Genomic DNA, 17,425 nt, shown 5'->3' with positions numbered 1-17,425 from the left:
GTTTAGTAAAATATGAATCCGTGATCCGGTCCAAGCTGTTCGCAACCACATTCACCGGTTAAGAATCGACCCATGGCCGAACTCTCCTTCCCGCCCGGTTTCGTCTTCGGGGCCGGCACCGCCGCCTTCCAGATCGAGGGTGCCACCCGCGCCGACGGCCGCGGACCGTCCGTCTGGGACGCCTTCTGCGCCGAGCCGGGCCGGGTCGAGGGCGGCGACACCGGGGAGCCGGCCTGCGACCACTACCGCCGCTGGCCGCAGGACGTCGAGCTGCTGCGGCGGCTGGGCGTCGACTCGTACCGCTTCTCGGTCTCCTGGCCGCGGGTGCTGCCCACCGGCGCCGGGGCGGTCAACCGGGCCGGGCTGGACTTCTACTCGCGGCTGGTGGACGGGCTGCTGGCGGCCGGGATCGAGCCCGCCGTGACGCTCTACCACTGGGACCTGCCGCAGGCGCTGGAGGACGGCGGGGGCTGGCGGGCCCGGGAGACCGCGCACCGGTTCGCGGAGTACGCGGCGGTGGTGGCGGAGGCGCTGGCGGACCGGGTGCCGCGCTGGACCACCCTCAACGAGCCCTGGTGCAGCGCCTTCCTCGGCTACGGCAACGGCGTGCACGCCCCGGGGGTACGCTCCGGGACGCCCGCGCTGGCCGCCGCCCACCACCTGCTGCTCGGCCACGGCCTGGCGCTGGGGGCGCTGCGCGCGGCCGGGGTCCGGGAGGCCGGGATCACCCTCAACCTCGACCAGGTGTACCCCGCCACCCCGGACGACGAGGGCGCCGCGCTGCGCGCCCGCACCCAGCGCAACCTGGTGTGGACGGAGCCGCTGCTGCGCGGCCGCTACCCGGCCGCGGAGGCGGACACCTGGGGCGAGCTGATCGAGCGCCAGGACTTCCGCCGGGACGGCGACCTGGCCGTGATCGCGGCGCCGATGGACTTCCTGGGCGTCAACTACTACACCCCGGCGACCGTCCGCACCGCCCCGCACCGGGAGCCCGACCCGGCCCGGCGGGACGCCACCGACAACCGCTTCGCGCACGTCCGCGACCCGCGCGCCCGGCACACCGCGATGGACTGGGCGGTGGCCCCGGACACCCTGCGCGAACTGCTGGTGGGCCTGCGCGAGGAGTACGGCCCGGCGCTGCCGCCGCTGTTCGTCACCGAGAACGGCTCCGCCGAGGACGACGTCCCCGGTCCGGACGGCGTGGTGCACGACGCCGACCGGACCGCCTACCTGGAGGGCCACCTGCGGGCGGTGGCCGGGGCGCTGGCCGCGGGGGTGGACGTGCGCGGCTACTACGTGTGGTCGCTGCTGGACAACTTCGAGTGGACGTACGGCTACGGCAAGCGCTTCGGGGTGGTGCACGTGGACTACGCCACCCAGCGGCGCACCCCGAAGGACTCGTACCACTGGTACCGGGAGTTCGTCTCCCGTCACTCCGCCAGGAGCTGAGCCTCGAAGCGGGCGCGTTCGCGCACCACGTACGCGGCGTCGGAGAGGTACATCAGGTGGTGCCCGTCGGCCAGGTGCGAGGCGAACGCGGCGCTCCCGGCGGCGGCCTCGGCCCGCATGTGCGCGACCAGGGCGTGCAGCCGGGCCTCGATCGCGTCGACCAGGCCCGCCCGGTCGGCCCGGCCGAGGCCGTACGCGTCGCAGAACTCGCGCACCCGGACGGCCTGCTCGTCGGGGGTGCCGAAGCCGTCGGCGTTGCCGGGGGCGGTGGTGGGCGCCCAGCGGTAGGCCGCGTACGCGACGTCCCACAGCCGGGGGCCGGGGTGGGCGGTGTCGAAGTCGATGACGCCGACCACGTGCTCGCCGGCCAGCACGCAGTTGTGCGGGGCGTAGTCGCCGTGGCAGACCACCTCGACCGGCTCGCGGACGGGCAGCATCCAGCCCTCGGCGGTGTAGCCGGCCGTGGCGTCGTGGTACTCGCGCAGCAGTCGGGCCGCGTCGAGCAGCGCGGTGCGGGAGGCGGCGGCCGGGGTCGGCGGGTAGTCGGAGACCTCGCCGGGCAGGAAGTCCAGCACCTCCCGGCCGTCCTCGGCCAGCCCGTGGAACCGCGGCCCGGCGGTGAACCCGGCCGCCCGCAGGTGCGCCAGCAGCCCGTGCACCGCCGGCGACCACGGCCCGGTCGGGCGCAGCACCCGGCTCCCGCGCCGCTCCACCCGGTTGACCCCGCCGGCCATGATCTCGCCGTCCACCACGTGCCGCTCCTCACCGTCCGTCCACGACCCGGCAGTTGTACCCCGGGGCGGGCCGCTGTGCGAACGGTTTTCGGGCGCTCCGGTCAGCGGGTGCCGAAGCCCTGGTCGGTGTCGACGACCTCCCGGCCGAGCGGGGTCAGCGAGATCGGGACCATCTTGAGGTTGGCCCAGCCGAACGGGATGCCGATGATCGACAGGAACAGCGGGATGCTGGTGACGATGTGTCCGATCGCCAGCCACCAGCCGGCGAACACCAGCCAGACCACGTTGCCGACGCAGGACGGGGCGCCCGCGTCGTCCCGCACCACGGTGGTGCGGCCGAACGGCCAGAGCATGAAGCCCGCGAGGCGGAAGGACGCGATGCCGAACGGGATCGTTGCGCGGTGATCAGCTCCGCGCAGCAAGACCGCTCCGGTTCCGGCTCTCGGTCGCCGCGGCACCGGGGCAGCCCCGACCCCGGTAGCTCGGACGCGGGTTCGGGTCCGGCGATGACCGTATATCGCCGGACCTGCGGTCAGCGCCCACCGAACTGCTCGTCCGTGGAGACGACCTCGCGCCCCAGCGGCATGATCGAGATCGGGATCATCTTCAGGTTGGCCCAGCCGAACGGGATCCCGATGATCGACACGAACAGCGGGATGCTGGTGACGATGTGCCCCAGCGCCAGCCACCAGCCCGCGAAGACGAACCAGATCACGTTGCCCACGCAGGACGGGGCACCCGCGTCCGGCTTCTCCACCGTCGTCCGCCCGAACGGCCAGAGCACGTAGCCGGCGATTCGAAAGGCCGCAACGCCGAATGGAATGGTGACAATGAGGACACAACAGATGATTCCGGCAATCACATAGCCGATGGCCATCCAGATGCCGCAGAAGAGCAGCCAGAGCACATTGAGTACGAACCCGATCACCTTCACCGCCCCAGCCTCCCATGACTCGCCCTTCTCGTCTCGGCAACCGGGCCATAGGACAAGGGCATCGAGCCAGCCCTCGGCAACCGGATGAAAGCGGGGACGCCCGCGTCACCAGCAGGCGGTGCGCATCTATGAACCGCCCGCGCGGCCGAACGGGGCAGGGTTGACGCAAGGGGCGCGGCGCACATCGCCGGACAGCACGGTGGAGCGGGCACGGCCCTCTTGCCCCGCAGGTCCAGCGTCGATGAGCCTCAGGCACGGCTGCCGACGGATCGGGTCCGCCACCTCCTCGCAACCGCCAAGCTACCCGGACAGCAGCGAAACGCTCATGCCTTGAGCCCCCAGAGCCGTGCCCGGCCGACATCGCCACCCGCTTGCACGATCCGGCGAGCCCAACCGCAGCCCTGCGCGCCCCGCTCCGCCAGCACGTTTCCGGACCTCAGGGCGCCCGTCGGCAAATCGACCCACCATCGCACCCCGACAGTCGGCATCCTGCACCAGAACTGACGCCCTGCCAGAGAAGAGCGTCCATGTGATTTCGGACAGTGATCGCCACAATCCCGTCACGCACCGGATTCCGCTCCTCACACGGCCGCCGCACCCGCCACGTCAGCTCGTCGAGCGGGTCCAATGCGATCCGATCCACATCGGCTCCGCATGCTGCGGGCCCGAGCCGCTCCGTCCACGAGCTTGAGCAGCCTGAACAGGCTGAGCGGCCCTGGCGGCGGACTGCGGATTGCGCTCCGCGCGGAGCAGAAGCTCCCGAGCGTAGGCCACATCCCGTGCGGCCTTGGCGCGCTTCCGAACGGCTGCGACGAGGTCACGTCGGCGCTTGGCTTCCTTCGTTTCCTTCTTGCGAGGCCCCTCGCTCTTGAGCCTGGCCACGATCTGGGCCGTGTGCTTCTCCGCCTCGATGTGACGTGCGAGGGAGACGAAGGCGTTCTTGGCGGCGACGTTGTGCCGGTACTTCCTCGCTGCGCGTTCCTCGGCCTGGCGGATTCGTTGGCGGCCAGCCTTGTTGAGGAAGCTGTCAGGTATGTGCACAGCTGGGGCCCTCCCTCCGGTCAACGAGCAGACCGTATCGGAGCGAGCGGCCCACCAGAACTGCAGCAGCAGATCGGGGTAGCGCCCTCACCGCCGATCAACTTCGATGTCACCATCAGCCACCGGATCAACGTCAACGACACCGGCTCCAGAGAAGCCGGGCAACCCTGTCGGCCGCCGGTACTACAGTCGGTGCCTCGTAGCACCGCAGCAGGAAGAGCGACCGATGGCCAGCATCCCTCCCAACCGTCGAATCGAGCTGGCCGGCACGAACGCCTTCCAAACGCTTCTCCAGGCTCATGACCACGTCGTGCACCTGATCGACGGTGGATCGGACCTGGGCGAAGACTTCCACATCGCCTTCGCCCGCCGTCTGCAACGGACCGGGCTGATGGCAGCCGTGCAGGTCAAGACCGCCGAGAGCCCGCGGAGCAAATACCGGCTGGCCAGGGATTACCGGATCCCGGTGGGCACCCATGCGGACGACTGGCGGAACCACATGCTGCCGGTCATCGGGATCGTCTATGACATGGAGAACCGCAAGCTGTTCTGGGTGAACCTGACGGAGGCCCTGCACGCCGCGCCGACCACGCCGCGCTGGGTGCGGGTGCCGCGCGAGAACGAACTGCGGGCCGAGACACTAGACCGGTTCATCGCCGAGATCGCCGCCTACGCAGAGGCTCGGAAAACCTCTGCGGAACATACCCAACCGGCGCCCCAGGAACGCCCGACGGGCAACCCGAAGCGCAGCAACCATCTCAGGAAGCTCTGGCAGGTGCAGCTCCCAATAAAGGAGGCGTTCCACCCAGCCCGGTCAACGGATTGGGTCGTGGTCTGGAATCCGCCGTATCTGCGGGTCATCGAGGCCGGCAAGGGCGTACTGCAGCGCACTGCGCTGAAACCGCCCGCTGGACAACGCCCCGTCGTGGGCGACAGCGCCGTCTACCTTCCCGCCGCCGGTGGCCGCCTCCGGGCCTTCGGACTGCCCGACTTCAAAATGCGCTGGGAGGTTCCGCTCCGGGGCAACCAGGAACTCGCACGCTTCCTCGACGGCACGCTGTATCTGCCCGGCGAGACCGAAGGTCTGCACGCGTTGGCCCCGGGAGACGGGCATCCGCGCTGGTCGACCGTACTGGCCGATCACCAGGTCATCGCCCCGGTCAGTTTGCTCGGCGACAAGGTCATCGCGCTCGGCGGCCCCGCCACCACTCGGGGTACCGACCGCACGTACTCGAAAGGCCGCGTACTGGCCATCGCCCCGGGCAGCGGCGAGGTCCGCTGGTCACACGCTCCGCGGAACCCGCTGTTGCCCCTGCTGGGTGGGAACGAGCACGTCCTGTACCTGGTCGAGCAGACCGCCGCGTCCCAGCAGGTCCTGGTGGCCGTGGATCTCGCGACCGGTGAAGAGCGGTACCGGAGGAAGCTCTCGGAGCCCCTGGCCTGCTCCCCCGTGGCCTCTGCCACGGCCGTGCACCTCATGGGCTCCGACGGCATGATCCGCACCCGTGATGCCGTCACCGGCCGCCCTCGATGGCAGCACCCCACCAAACAGGCCGTCCTGATCGAACCCGTCTCCGCCGGCAACTCGGTCCTCGTGGTGAGCGAACGGAGGCTGCTCGTCTCCCTCGACGCCGCCACCGGCCGCCAGCGATGGGAGTGTTCAGCGCCGGGGACTTCACCACCACGCCCTTCGTGGTGGGGGATACCGTGTACGTGGGCCACCGCGCCGGGCGCCTGCTCGCCCTGGAGGTGCCGGGGGGCGAACAGGTCGGTTCGGTACCGTGCGGAGCCTGGGAGGAGGGCACGCGGGGCCGCCCGCTGGTCGTAGGCGGTACGGCGTACTTGACGGGTCGGTACGGCAAGGTGAGCGCGATCGCCCTGGGCTGAACGCACGGTCCTCACCTCGGGCCTGCCTGCCAGTCGTACCGGGGCAGGAGTTCACCGAGGTCGGTGAAGAACCGCTCCTGGGTCCAGAGTTCGTGGTTGCCGATGACGAACAGCCGCCGTTTGGCTCGGCTGACCGCCACGTTCAGCAGGTTGGGCCGCTTGGCCGCCCACGTCCGGGCGCCGGGGGACCGGGGATCGGTGCCGAGAACCAGGATGACCACGTTCGCTTCCTTGCCCTGGGTGGTGTGGACGGTGCCGACCCGGTCGGCCTTCATGAACGGCCGGCTCGTCCGGCGGGCCCCCGCGACGACGGCCCGGAACGGGCTGATGACGTACGCCTCCTGGTCGAGGTCGATCCCGTGGTCCCGGAGCTTCTTGAGCATGCTGTGCAGCGCGAGTCCCTCGTCCGGGACCCAGTGCCCTTCGGAGTGCGCGGAGCCGACGTGCACCCAGGAGCTGAGCGGACGGTATGCGTACGGGTCGGGGTAGTGGGTGCCGTTGACCATCAGGCCGTCGTACGCGATGGCGTTGCTGACCGTGAACATCGGGTTCTCGCAGCGGCGGTGCACCCGCAGCGGGGCGCCGACCCACACCTCCGTCGATCCGTCGGAGAGTTCGGTGGGCAGCGTGGTGCCGTAGCGGGTGACCCGGTCGGCCACCTGCTGGACGGAGGTCCAGCCCGGGATCCACTCCTCGCCGACGCCGTACTGCCGGCGCAGTGCCTGTTGCGCGGTGAACGGGACGGTGACGACGGGCTCCAGTTGCAGCGGGTCGCCGACCACGACGGCCCGGCGGGCGCGCCACAGGCCGCCGACCGCCATCTGTGGGCTGGCCTGGCCGGCTTCGTCGATGAACAGCCAGCCGAGGGAGTCCTGTCCGAGGCCGGTGAACACCCGGTCGAGGGAGGCGAAGGTGGTGGACAGCACCGGCACCACCAGGAACAGGTTCTGCCAGGCCGCCAGGCGGGCCTGTTCCGGGACGGACGCGGGGGCCGACCCCGTCACGACGTCCATCGCGGCGCGCAGGTTGCCCCACATCGTCCGGGCCGTGCACCGCACGAGTGCCTTGTGCAGGTCGAGCGCGGCCAGGAAGACCTCGGTGCGGGCTTCGGAGATCTCCTCGTCGGCCCAGGGCGAGGACAGCTCGCGGGCCTCCTCGCTCGTGTCCGCCGGGTCAGGCACGTGCGCGCCCCAGCGTGCGCGGCCCCGGTCGACCGCCTCCCGTAGCCCGGCCTCGTGCGCCCGAGCCGTTTCCAGGGTTCGCGCCGACTGCCCGTACGCGCTTTCCGCCCGGGCCGCTTCGGTCGTGGCCCGCTGTTGTCGTGCGCGCGCGGCGTCGGCCTGTTCCAGGGCCCGCTGTTCGCGTTCGCCGTGCTGCCGGTCGAGGGCCTGCCAGTCCCGCACCGCGCGCCCCAGGGTGAGCACGGTGTCCACCAGCCCCGGGCGCCGCGCGTGGTGGGCCTGCCGGAGCCCCGCCACCTCGCCGAGATGCTCCTGGGCGCCGCGTGCTTCGCTGTCGGCGGCGCGCTGTTCCTGCCGCCACCGGTCGAGGAGCCCGGCCGCAGCCGTGGTCTGCTGCTCCGCCTGTTCGACTCCGGCAAGGGCGGCCGGTGCGCCGCCGAGCGCGGCGGCGCAGGCGGCGCGCTCCGCGACGAGGCGGTCCACCTCGGCCACTGCCCGGACGAAGCGCTCCTTCGCGTTCCTCCAGACCCCCGTCTGCGACTCGTTCCGGTAAGAGGAGAGGAGGTGGGACAGTCCGTGGCCGGTCTCCTGCCAGCCCTTGCCCTTCACCGGCGGCAGGTCCGGCCCTTGGGGCAGGGTCTGGTCGTCGGGCAGGTACTTGCCGTGCCACAGGCGGTTGACGAAGGCGATCCGGTTGGTCTTGTTGCCCAGGTGGGCGGCCACCGTGCCCCAGGCCGGTGTGCCCTTGAGCAGCCGGGTGCCCTGCTCGGCGAAGTAGTCCACCTCGTCGCGCCACTTCGGTGCCAGCGCGGCGCGCGCGGGGATCTCCTTGGAGATGTTCTCCACCGCACCGTTGTTGGCCGAGGCCACCACCATCTCGAAGCCCGTCAGTTCGGGCCGCAGCGGGTGCACCGTGCGGGTGTGCTCGCCGCTCTTCCACTTCAGCGGGGTCTTCAGGAAGGCGTCGGACGGCATGCGCAGGTCGGCGAGGGCCCGCGCTCGTTCGACGATCCGGTCGGCGATCGCGTCGCGCAGCATGGTGGTCTTGCCGGTCCCGGGCGGGCCGTTCACCGAGAACACGCCGCCCTCACGGACGAGTTCGGCGTGGATCGTGTTGACCGCGAACTGCTGGCTGAGGGCCAGCGGGTGCTTGGCTGCGGCCGGCCAGCGGCCCGCCGGGGAGCGTCCGGGCTCGACCCTCTCCAGGGCAACCTGCGGACGCTCGCGGAGATCGATCCGCAGGTCCTGGTTGCGCTCACCCAGCGGGGTCAGGTACTCGGCCAGGGCCCGGCCCGGAGGGCGCGCTTCGAGGGAAGCCGCGACCCGCGCGAGGTCCGCGGCGATGAAGCTGTTGAGGAAGTCCTGCTGGTCGGCGTCCTGGGCCCGGTCCCTGCGGACCTGGACGCTGCGCACCCTCAGCCCGGCGGGTTCGAGGCCCTGCTCGACGCCCCAGGCCCGGGAGAGGCCGGTGACGAACGCCAGCAGGTCCGCCGCGTCGACGACCTTGCGGTCGGTGCCCTCCGGATCCTCCTCCGGGTCAGCTTCTGGCTCCAGCAGTTCTCCGTCCTCGGGCGGGTGTCCCAGCTCGGCGGCGCGGGCCCGCCATGCCGCCTCGTCCGTCTCGAAGCCGACCAGCCAGCCGAAGAGGTCCACGTTCCGGGTCAGGGCCCGGCCCACCGCCCAGCCGCAGGTCGAGATGACCGGTGAGTCCGACACCACCGTCCCCCGGTCGTCGACCGTGAGGGCGAACAGCGCGCTCTGGCTGTCCAACCTGCCGTCGTGGCTCTCCTCGTCCCGACCGAAGACCTCCATCAGGGTGTCGCGGACCTTCGCCAGCGGGAAGAGCCCGCCGTAGACCACGTGCTGCCAGACGAACCCCGCCGGCAGCGGAACCTGCCGAAGCCGGTGCCCCGCTTCCCAGGGTAGCCGCCCCGCACCGTCGAGGTCGTAGATCCGCTCCCGGTCGTTCGGCGCCGGCACGGTCTGGGCGCTGAACAGCTCCACCGCGCGCCAGAACTCCACCACTGCCGCCGACCGCTTGCCCCCGGCTGCCATGCCGCCTCCCGAATCGTCGGCACCACCGTATGCGAACCGCGCCAGCGCGGGGAGGGAGCCTCCCCGCTCGTAGCCGGGGTGACTGACTCTCCCGATCGGCGCGTAGGCACCGTGAGCACCTGCTGCGAGACAGGCATCTGACCTTCCTGTCGGCACCCGGGCGCACAATGAGACAACCAACCGATATCAACCAACTGGAGCAGAATGGACACACGACTCATCCAGACGGCAGTTCTCGGCAGCCCGGACTCGGACGTACCCGTGGTGTGCCCAGAAGACGCTGACGAACTGGATGCCTTTCGGCGGGAACACGCCGACGAGACCTGGTGGTGCGGCACGCACCTGCCCGGAGGCTGTGGTCGACGGTTGACGACCAAGCTGTACCGGGACCGAATCTCCCACTTCGCTCACTACGCCGACGGCAGCTCGGAACACCGCTGCGGAAGCGCTTCGCGCGGCAAGGACAGCGCGAACCACCTTTTCGTGAAAGCCGACTTGGCCACCTGGCTGCGCTCGCAGGGCGTCGTGGCCGAGTTCGACTTCCCGGAACCGATCGGGTCCGCGGTGCGGGCGCGCCTGGAGGACGGCCGCATCCTGCTGGTCCACCTCGACCGGCAGCGGGAAGTCGATTGGGACGACGAGACGGTCTGGGAGTTCTTCCTCGGGCCCGGCGTGCAAGCCGGCCCCGAGGTGCTCGACCGGCGCGGCCGCGTCCACCGGATCCGCCTGGACAAGAACGACAACGGTGCCCCGACCACGACCACAGGCGTGCAGGAGCCGGGCAGTGGAACCCGTTGGTTCCCGCTGGCGGGGCTGGCGCTGTCCGCCGACGGCCTTTCCGCGCCCGACGTCGGCATCCCCCTCGCGGCTCCGCAACCTCACCTCTCCGAGCGGAAATCCGCCGCAGTACCCACAAAGAACGCCGCCGTTCCCCTCCCCCGGACTGCCGTCGCCCCCGCACCGGCCGCGCGGCATTCCGACCAGACGCTGCAGGCGCTCCAGCGAATCGACAGCGCACTGCATCTCGAACATCCCGGCCAGGTCGCGGCGGCAGTGCGCCATGCCGAAGAACTCCTGCTCTCCGGGCTGCCCGAGACGGAAGACCGCCGGGAGCTGCGTGCTGCGGTGGCGAAGGGGCACCGCTGGCAGGAACAGCGCTCGCGGCGGCGGGCCACGGTCGTCTCGCAGCTGCGCGAGGACTTCACCGCTGGCCGACCGGTGGGCGTGCTGCTGCGTCAAGCCGTGGAGTTGGTCGCCGACGAGGACGCCTCCAACGACGACCGGGCCACCGTCACGGACATCCGAACGCGCTTCGTGCTGCGGGTCGAGGAGGAGAAGGCGAAGCGCGCACGGCTGGAAGCCGAACGGGCGGCACGCACCAGGCCCGCCCGGATCGAGCAGGCCCCACCGCAGCCGATGCCCCGGCCTCGCGCTCCGGGGCAGGTTGATCCGTCGGAACTCGCCGACATCGCCCGAGGAGTGTACGGCGCCCTGAAGAGGGCCGCCCGGGAAGGCCGCGTCACCTCCTGGGATGACCTCCGGCGGCGGAGCGGCGACCGGCGCCTCACCCGACTCGGCCTCCGGGACAAGGCCGAGGTGCTGTACCTGGTGGACCAACACGCCCAGGAGGACGAACCCCTGCTGTCCGTCCTCCTGACGGCAGCAGACAGCGCCCTCTCCCTCCAGCTGTACCGCGATGTCGCGCACCTGCTCGGCCGCCCGCTGCCTGCTCTCGACCAGGCTCTGGCCGACCACCTGGCAGCCGAGCGTGTCGAACTCCACCAGTGGTGGAAGCACCGCTGATCGCTCCCCGCGGTTCCGCCGCCCCGCGGCGGAACCGCGTCTCCCCCAACCTGGCATGGCGCGCACGCCCTCAGCCTTCAACGGCAGGGGTATCCGCTGCTACGTCCGACGGCTTCGGCCTGGGCATCGCGGCGCGGGCGACTCCCAGCCCGCGTGCGCCGCCCGCAGAGCGGGAAGCAGGTCGGCCCTGGTAAGCGCGTGGCCGTCGAACCCCGTGGAGAATCCCGTGCGCTGCAGGCCGAGGCCCGATGGGGGCAGAGCACGACCGGCAGTGGCAGGACTACCGAGGAAAGCCGCCGAGGCCTCGACGGCAAGACGACTCCCGTCAACCGAAACACCCGGCAGCTTGTGCACCATGTCTCTCAGCGAGCAGCAGGCCGGGCGCGTCCGCTTCCGGCACCGTCAGTGCGCCCGTACCTGCTTGGCCACGCCGGTGGTGTTGTACCGGTAGCGGGCCATCTCCTCGGTCACCCCGTAGTGCTCGGCGATCTGCGCCGGCCCCCACTGGCGCCGGACCGCACTGAGCAGCAGCGGGCGGGGCAGCATCAGGGTTCCGCCGAAGGCGGTCGCCTGTTCCTCCTCGTCGGGGCGGCAGGTCCTGAAGGGCATGCCGCTGACTTCGCGGATCTCGGTGAGGTCGTGCTTGAGGACGAGGTGGGAGAGTTCGTGGGCCACGTCACTGGCTCTGCGGCCCGGGGTGCGGAGCGGGTTGGTGACGACAATGTTCCTGTCGGCGATCTGGAAGGTCGCGGCGGAGAAGGCGTACGCCTGGACGCGTTCGAGGTCTTCGAGGCGGTCGCGGGTGACGAGCTTCTCGGCGCTGACGATCTTGACCTTAAGGTGTTCGGCGAGGTCGTCGACGTTCAGTGCGTCGGTGTCGCCGAGGTGGAGTTCGCGGCGCAGTCGGAGGGCTTCTCGTTCGGCGTTGGCCTTGAAGCCCCGGGGGAGGGTCACAGTTCTCCCGCTTCGACGAGTCGTTCGAGTTCAGTGTTCATGTCGGTGAGCAGGCCGGCGAGCCGCTGGGGGACGCCGGGGCGCAGTACCGAGGCGGCGCGGAGGTGGCAGGCGAGGGCGGGGGTGGCGGGGACCGCTTCTTTGGCGAGGGCGTCGTAGAGGTCTCGCAGGACGGAGCTGATCTTGTTCGCCGCGTCGCCGGTGAGGCGGGGGTCGGCATGGAGATGGGTGATGGCCTGGTCGAGGGGTGAGATCTGGCGGGTCGCGGTCGGGGTGAAGAAGCGGCTCGGGGGGACGCCGAGCCAGGCGCAGAGGCGGGTGAAGGTGGCGAGGTCGGGCTGGGCTCCGGCTTCGACCCGGGTGAGGGTGCTGAAGCTGACGCCCGCTTCGGCGGCGGCCTGTCGAAGGGACAGGGGGCCGCGGCGTTCCTTGAGGAGACGCCCGAGTTCGGCGATGTCGAACTGTTCGACGGCGTCCGGCCCGCTTGTTTCAAGGTCTGGGAGAGGGAGCTGGCTCCGGTCGGGGCTCATACGGGCAGCGTAGCGCGCAGCGGTACGGCATTGAAGCTTGACTGCATCAGTCCGGGGTGCTACTACTAAAATCACTACAGCAACATTGACGCTTTGCTGAATCAGTAAAGCGTTTCTCCAACAGCCCTCGAACGTCCAAGGAGATCGGCATGTCCCAGCCCCAGCCTCACGAGATCAAGACCACGGTGACCTCCTCCCTCGCCGGGCACCCGTACCAGCACGACTACGCCCCGCAGACGACCGCCGCGACCGTCCTGTCCGACGCCATGGCCGCTTTCGGCTTCACCAGCGACGGCACCACCCGCTACTACCTGTTCCACGACGGGCACGAGGTCCCGCCCGAGGCGACGGTGGGCGAGCTGGCCGGGCACGCCAAGGCCCTGCACCTGGGCCTGCGCACCGAGACCACCAACGGCTGAGGCCCGGGAGTCAGTCGTGGATCTCGAAAGCAATCTGCGGCTGGCGGACGACGTCCCGGCGGTCGAGGCGTTCCTCGCCTCGACCGCCGGCCGCCTCCACCACCGCGAGCAGGACCCCGACGGCCTGTTCTGGGCCGAGATTCAGCCGAGCAACAGTGAGCGTGCGGCATTGGTCGCCCGAATCGAGTGGACGGTCTACCCGCATCGGGCCCCGTCCCTCATCTTCGTCGAGTCGGTCGGCGCCCTGACGGCTGGAACGCCCAACGCCTTGCCGGGAGCGGACGGCTACCGCTGCGGCCCCAACGACGTGTGCAAGCCGTTCACCGCCGAGGGCCAGCAGCTCCACCCCGAGTGGGGCACCGGACCGCACGCCTGGCGCAGCACCGGCAACCCCTTCCTGTACGTGGTGGAGAACGTGCAGGGCGACATCGACCGCGTTGACGGGAGGCGTGCCGGATGAGCGCCGATGCGAGGAGCCTGGTCCTGCCGGCCGGTGCAGTCGACCCGGTGCTCCGGGAGATCCGGCGCCACGGGCTGGCCGACCGGGAGACCGGCGCGCTGCTGCTGACCGGGCCGTCGGAGATGGACGTCCTGGTCGTGGCGGTGGCCGGGACGGCGGGGATCGTGCGGGGCCCGGGGCTGTTCAGGGTCAGTGCCGTCGCGTACGACCGGTTGTTCACCTTCGCCGAGGAGCGGTCCTACCGGACACGGGCGATGATCCACTCGCACCCCGACGAGGCTTTCCTGTCGCGGACCGACCGCCTGTACTCGCTGCGGGTGCCGGGGTTCGTCAGCGCCGTCGTCCCGACCTATGCGGCACCGCCCGCCGACCCGGCGGCGTGGGGGTGGTGGCGCTTCGACCAGGACTGGTTCCCCTGCTCCGCCCCGGTCGTCGACGATGCGCTGCCCCCGGTGCTCACGGTGCTGTTCGACGAGGAGGGCGTCCGTGCGTACTGACTACAGCCGCAGCGTGCGCCTGGGCGGCCTGGCCGCCGGCGTGAACGAAACCACCCTGCGGGAGCGGATGGAGGGCAGCCCCGTCCATCTGACCGCGGACGGGTGCCTGCCCGCGGTCGCCGAGACCCTCGAAGTACTGGTGGCCGACCTGCGCCGGTGGCCGGTCCCGCTGAGCCTGGACCCCGGCCACGAACCGGGACGGCTCGACGACGCACTCGTCCGCCGACTGGTGGAGACGGCGGCCGGGATCGACCCGGACCGGCCGCTTCGCATCGGCGCGCCCCCGGGTGAAGCGCCGCTGCGCCTGCACGTGGGCACCGAACCAACGCCGGACGTCGCGGTGGCCGGTGCACCGGACGGACACGGGGCCCGGCTGCGGCACGCCGGCCACCCTTTCCCTGGGCTCAACGCGCCCGGCACCGGGCTGGGCGCGGTCCTCACCGCAGCGATGCTGGCCGGCGAGGCGTTCAAGGTCGTCGCCGGACTGCCGGAGGGGAAATTCCAGGTCACCCCGGTGGTGGACTTCTGCCCCGTCCTGCCCGGTGAGCAGCCCGGAACCGCCGTCGCCCCGCCGCCCGAGCTGGAGCGGGTGCTGCTGGGCGGTGGTGGTGCGATCGGCACCGGCATCGCCCTGATCCTGGACCTGCTGCGAGTCTCCGGCGAGCTGGCGGTGGTGGACAGGGAGGTCTTCGAGAAGCCGAACGTCACCTCCTACAGCACCGGCACCCTGGCCGAGGCGGCCGCGCTCCTGCCGAAGGTTCGGCTGATCGCCGCGCGCCTGCGGCGGATCGCGGTGACCCCGTTCCACGGCACGGTCCAGGACGCCATCGAGGCCGTCGACACCGGCACCCTGCCGTGGCCCCGGACCGTCCTCGGCGGACTGGACAGCGTCAGTGCCCGGCACGACCTGCAGCGCCTGCACGCCGACCTCACCCTGGACGGCAGCACCGGCGGCCCGGTCGGCACCACCGTCGCCCTGCACGAGGCACTGCCCACCGGCCCCTGCCTGCGCTGCTACTACAAGGCCGACCACACCGGGAAGAGCGCGGAACAGCGACTCAACGAGCTGACCGGACTCCCGCTCGCGCGGATCGCCCGCGGCCAGGAACCCCTGACCGAGCAGGACCTGGAAGGACTGGACGACCAACAACGGCAGCTCGTACGGCAGTTCCTCGGCCGACCGGTGTGCGGGCTGATCAACTCCCCGGAGCTGGGCGGCGGCACGGACGACGTCTTCCGTCCCTCGGCCGCATTCGTGGCCCAACAGGCCGCCTGCCTGGTCGTCGGCGCCTGGATCGCCCGCAGCACCGGTCTGATCACCGGCCCCGTGCGGCGCATCGAGTACGACACCCGCTTCGGCCCCCAGCCCGATCAGATGACCGACCACTGGGCACCCGTCCCCGAATGCGCGTGCCAGAAGGACGCCGCCCTCATCGAACGCGTCCGGGAGTTCCGCCGCACGCGCCGCTGAAGCCTGGCTCCAGCAGGGCACTTGCCCCTCCCCCGGTCGTCCTCCAGGCCCGGTCTGGGATGATGGCAACGGCGGTCGGCCCCACTAACGCTGGGGCCGACCGCCGTTTCGCCGTCCGACTGCCGGAACCGACCGTGTCAGGTCAGGTGGTCGAAGGCTCCGGCCTTGGCGCCCGCGATCATGGCCGCGATCTCGGTGCGGGTGTAGAGCAGGGGGGTCTGCTCGGGCCGCTTCGAGTCGCGGACGGCGACGAACCCGCCGACCACGCCGAACTCCACGCAGTTGTCGTTGCCCCCGCTGAACGGGCTCTTCTCCCAGGTGACCGCGGAGAAGTCCAGCTCGGCGGGGTCGGGCTTGGTGGTGCTCACGCTCACAGCTCCTTGAGGATCTTGTTGATCTGACCGCGGGTCTCGGGCGGGCCGAGTGCGCGGGCCCGCAGGTGGTCGAAGACCTCGGCGTAGCGCTCCACGTCCTCGGACCCCTCGAAACCCACCGAGTTGGTCAGATTCTCCACCCACACCACGTCCGGATTGGGTTCGGGGAAGCCCATGAGCATGAACGACCCGTACAGGCCGGGGTGGAAGCCGGCCGAGAACGGCAGGAGCTGGACGGTGAGGTTCGGGCTGGGCGCGACGGCCAGCAGGTGTTCCAGCTGACCCTTCAGGACGGACGGCGAGCCCGCGATCCGCCGGATGGCCGCCTCGTCGATCACCGCCCAGAGCTTCGGTGCGTCCGGGCGGCCCATCACCTTCTCCTGGCGCTCCATCCGGACCGTCACCAGTGCGTCGACCTGCCTGGCGGTCAGGTCCACCCGCATCGCGGTGATGACCTGGCGCGCGTAGTCGGCGGTCTGCAGCAGGCCGGGCACCAGTTGCGGCTCGTAGGAGCGGAAGCTGGTCGCGCTGGACTCCAGGGCCAGGTAGCCCGCGTACTGGGTGGTGTTGATGACCGTGGAGTACTTCTTCCACCACTGCTGGCGCTGGGCCTGGTCGGCCCGGACCAGGTCGAGGATGTCCTCGCGCTCGACCGGGTCGGTGACCTCGTAGCAGTCCAGCAGAGCCTTCACCAGGACGGGAGTGGTGCCCCGTTCGCCGTTCTCGATGCGACTGAGCGAGCTCTGGTTGACCTCCACGATGCCCGCGACCTCGGTCAGCGTCAGCTCGCGCGCGTCCCTCAACTCCTTGAGCCTGGAAGCGAGCTGACGGCGGTACACGGACTGCGGGGCCGGGTTCCTCTTCGCCATGGCGCAAGTCTCCACCTCCACCGAGCCGGAGGACAATCAGTCCGGGGAAACTTCGCTTGGGCATATTGCCCAATTGCAGGAGGGGCGGGCATGCTGACTGACGGTAGCGAAACGTGACCACCTGGTCGCTTCTCGTGTCATATGCCGCTGCCTGCCTCGCGCCGACTTCCGGAGCCCGCACGCTCCGACGCCGACGTGCCTGCCGAACCCTTGCGCGAACCCCTGCCCTCCGCGGGCGGCGGCTCGCTCCGCCGACCGGGGAGCCCGCCATGCACGAAGTCCGAACCCGTCGTCGCCACGAGCCCGAAGCGGTCTCGTGCGGCTTCTTCCTGCTGCCCCGCCCCGACGGCTTCGTGCTGCACATGAGCGCGAGCCCGGAGCACGTCAGCGAGATGCGGGCCCTGGTCTTCAAGGCGGCGACCTCGTCCGGGGCTTCCGAGGACGTCGCCGACTCGGCCCGGCTGGTGGCCGGCGAACTGGTCGCCAACGTGGTGCGGCTGTGCGGTCCGTGGGCCCCGGTGGTCGTCCTGGTGGCCGGCACCGACGAGGGAGTCGTGGTGGAGGTCCACGACCCGGTGCCGTCCACGGCGCCCGGCCGGAAGCCCGAGTCCCCGGACAACACCCGCGCCGAGACCGGCCGCGGCCTGTGGATCCTCGACGCCCTCGCCCCGGGCTGGAGCGTCGCCCCCACCCCGGTGGGCAAGCGGATCACCTGCACCCTGCCGCACGGGGAACCCGCCTCGTCCTGACCGCCCCCTTCCGCTTCC

At 71.0% G+C, this 17,425-nt stretch carries 17 protein-coding genes; 8 read left to right on the top strand and 9 right to left on the bottom strand.

All coding sequences use genetic code 11. The annotated features are described in order from the left end of the window. Positions 1–72: 72 nt before the first annotated feature. Positions 73–1,449, top strand: coding sequence for a GH1 family beta-glucosidase (locus ABD345_RS19620; protein ID WP_344553617.1), 1,377 nt, complete (start codon positions 73–75; stop codon positions 1,447–1,449). Here the strand turns inward: ABD345_RS19620 and ABD345_RS19615 are convergent. From ABD345_RS19615 to ABD345_RS19600, 4 genes are all read right to left on the bottom strand, one after another. Next, positions 1,431–2,201 (bottom strand): phosphotransferase, encoded by a 771-nt coding sequence (locus ABD345_RS19615; protein WP_344553616.1) that lies wholly within the window; start codon positions 2,199–2,201, stop codon positions 1,431–1,433. The genes ABD345_RS19620 and ABD345_RS19615 overlap by 19 nt on opposite strands. A gap of 83 nt (positions 2,202–2,284) precedes the next feature. Beyond that, on the bottom strand, positions 2,285–2,605 hold the full coding sequence (locus ABD345_RS19610) for a YccF domain-containing protein (RefSeq protein WP_344553615.1): 321 nt from the start codon (positions 2,603–2,605) through the stop codon (positions 2,285–2,287). 110 nt (positions 2,606–2,715) lie between these two features. Then, entirely contained in the window at positions 2,716–3,117 is a 402-nt protein-coding gene (locus ABD345_RS19605) for a YccF domain-containing protein (RefSeq protein ID WP_344553614.1), read from the bottom strand. Between the two features lie 606 nt (positions 3,118–3,723). Next, positions 3,724–4,158: a hypothetical protein gene (locus ABD345_RS19600; RefSeq protein WP_344553613.1), complete on the bottom strand. Its 435-nt coding sequence runs from the start codon at positions 4,156–4,158 to the stop codon at positions 3,724–3,726. 226 nt (positions 4,159–4,384) lie between these two features. Here ABD345_RS19600 and ABD345_RS19595 point away from each other — a divergent pair, with 226 nt between their 5' ends. Beyond that, entirely contained in the window at positions 4,385–5,986 is a 1,602-nt protein-coding gene (locus ABD345_RS19595; protein ID WP_344553612.1) for an outer membrane protein assembly factor BamB family protein, read from the top strand. Between the two features lie 70 nt (positions 5,987–6,056). On the opposite strand, the gene ABD345_RS19590 is transcribed toward ABD345_RS19595, so the two are convergent. Continuing rightward, positions 6,057–9,281, bottom strand: coding sequence for a DEAD/DEAH box helicase (locus tag ABD345_RS19590; protein WP_344553611.1), 3,225 nt, complete (start codon positions 9,279–9,281; stop codon positions 6,057–6,059). 204 nt (positions 9,282–9,485) lie between these two features. Between ABD345_RS19590 and ABD345_RS19585 the strand changes: the two genes are divergently transcribed. Then, a complete protein-coding gene (locus ABD345_RS19585; RefSeq protein WP_344553610.1) occupies positions 9,486–11,084 on the top strand; it encodes a hypothetical protein in 1,599 nt (532 codons plus the stop codon). Between the two features lie 402 nt (positions 11,085–11,486). Here the strand turns inward: ABD345_RS19585 and ABD345_RS19580 are convergent, their stop codons facing one another. Together ABD345_RS19580 and ABD345_RS19575 are read right to left on the bottom strand one after the other, a co-directional pair. Further along, the gene (locus ABD345_RS19580) at positions 11,487–12,038 is read right to left on the bottom strand and encodes an ImmA/IrrE family metallo-endopeptidase (protein ID WP_344553609.1); all 552 of its coding nucleotides are present in this window, start codon (positions 12,036–12,038) and stop codon (positions 11,487–11,489) included. Next, entirely contained in the window at positions 12,035–12,568 is a 534-nt protein-coding gene (locus ABD345_RS19575) for a helix-turn-helix domain-containing protein (protein ID WP_344553608.1), read from the bottom strand. The genes ABD345_RS19580 and ABD345_RS19575 overlap by 4 nt, the downstream gene beginning before the upstream one ends. 149 nt (positions 12,569–12,717) lie before the next feature. Here ABD345_RS19575 and ABD345_RS19570 point away from each other — a divergent pair, with 149 nt between their 5' ends. Genes ABD345_RS19570 through ABD345_RS19555 form a run of 4 tightly spaced genes read left to right on the top strand, consistent with a single transcriptional unit; the run spans position 12,718 to position 15,415 of the window. Continuing rightward, the gene (locus ABD345_RS19570; RefSeq protein ID WP_344553607.1) at positions 12,718–12,987 is read left to right on the top strand and encodes a hypothetical protein; all 270 of its coding nucleotides are present in this window, start codon (positions 12,718–12,720) and stop codon (positions 12,985–12,987) included. 16 nt (positions 12,988–13,003) lie between these two features. Continuing rightward, positions 13,004–13,447, top strand: coding sequence for a hypothetical protein (locus ABD345_RS19565; RefSeq protein WP_344553605.1), 444 nt, complete (start codon positions 13,004–13,006; stop codon positions 13,445–13,447). After that, entirely contained in the window at positions 13,444–13,944 is a 501-nt protein-coding gene (locus tag ABD345_RS19560; RefSeq protein ID WP_344553604.1) for a hypothetical protein, read from the top strand. Before ABD345_RS19565 ends, ABD345_RS19560 begins: the two co-directional genes overlap by 4 nt. Continuing rightward, positions 13,934–15,415 carry a ThiF family adenylyltransferase gene (locus ABD345_RS19555; RefSeq protein ID WP_344553603.1) on the top strand — a complete coding sequence of 494 codons (1,482 nt, stop codon included), beginning with the start codon at positions 13,934–13,936 and terminating at the stop codon, positions 15,413–15,415. Before ABD345_RS19560 ends, ABD345_RS19555 begins: the two co-directional genes overlap by 11 nt. A 137-nt stretch (positions 15,416–15,552) precedes the next feature. Here the strand turns inward: ABD345_RS19555 and ABD345_RS19550 are convergent, their stop codons facing one another. Both ABD345_RS19550 and ABD345_RS19545 read right to left on the bottom strand, forming a co-directional pair. Continuing rightward, on the bottom strand, positions 15,553–15,783 hold the full coding sequence (locus ABD345_RS19550) for a DUF397 domain-containing protein (protein ID WP_344553602.1): 231 nt from the start codon (positions 15,781–15,783) through the stop codon (positions 15,553–15,555). A gap of 2 nt (positions 15,784–15,785) precedes the next feature. Then, positions 15,786–16,658: a helix-turn-helix domain-containing protein gene (locus tag ABD345_RS19545; RefSeq protein ID WP_344553601.1), complete on the bottom strand. Its 873-nt coding sequence runs from the start codon at positions 16,656–16,658 to the stop codon at positions 15,786–15,788. A gap of 269 nt (positions 16,659–16,927) precedes the next feature. On the opposite strand from ABD345_RS19545, the gene ABD345_RS19540 reads away from it, so the two are divergent. Beyond that, positions 16,928–17,407, top strand: coding sequence for an ATP-binding protein (locus ABD345_RS19540; RefSeq protein ID WP_344553600.1), 480 nt, complete (start codon positions 16,928–16,930; stop codon positions 17,405–17,407). Positions 17,408–17,425 lie beyond the last annotated feature (18 nt).

Origin of the sequence: Kitasatospora saccharophila (assembly GCF_039529925.1) — a bacterium.
GTDB lineage: Bacteria > Actinomycetota > Actinomycetes > Streptomycetales > Streptomycetaceae > Kitasatospora > Kitasatospora saccharophila.
The sequence above is the reverse complement of the archived record's forward strand: the minus strand, read 5'-3'. Positions and strand labels throughout refer to the sequence as shown.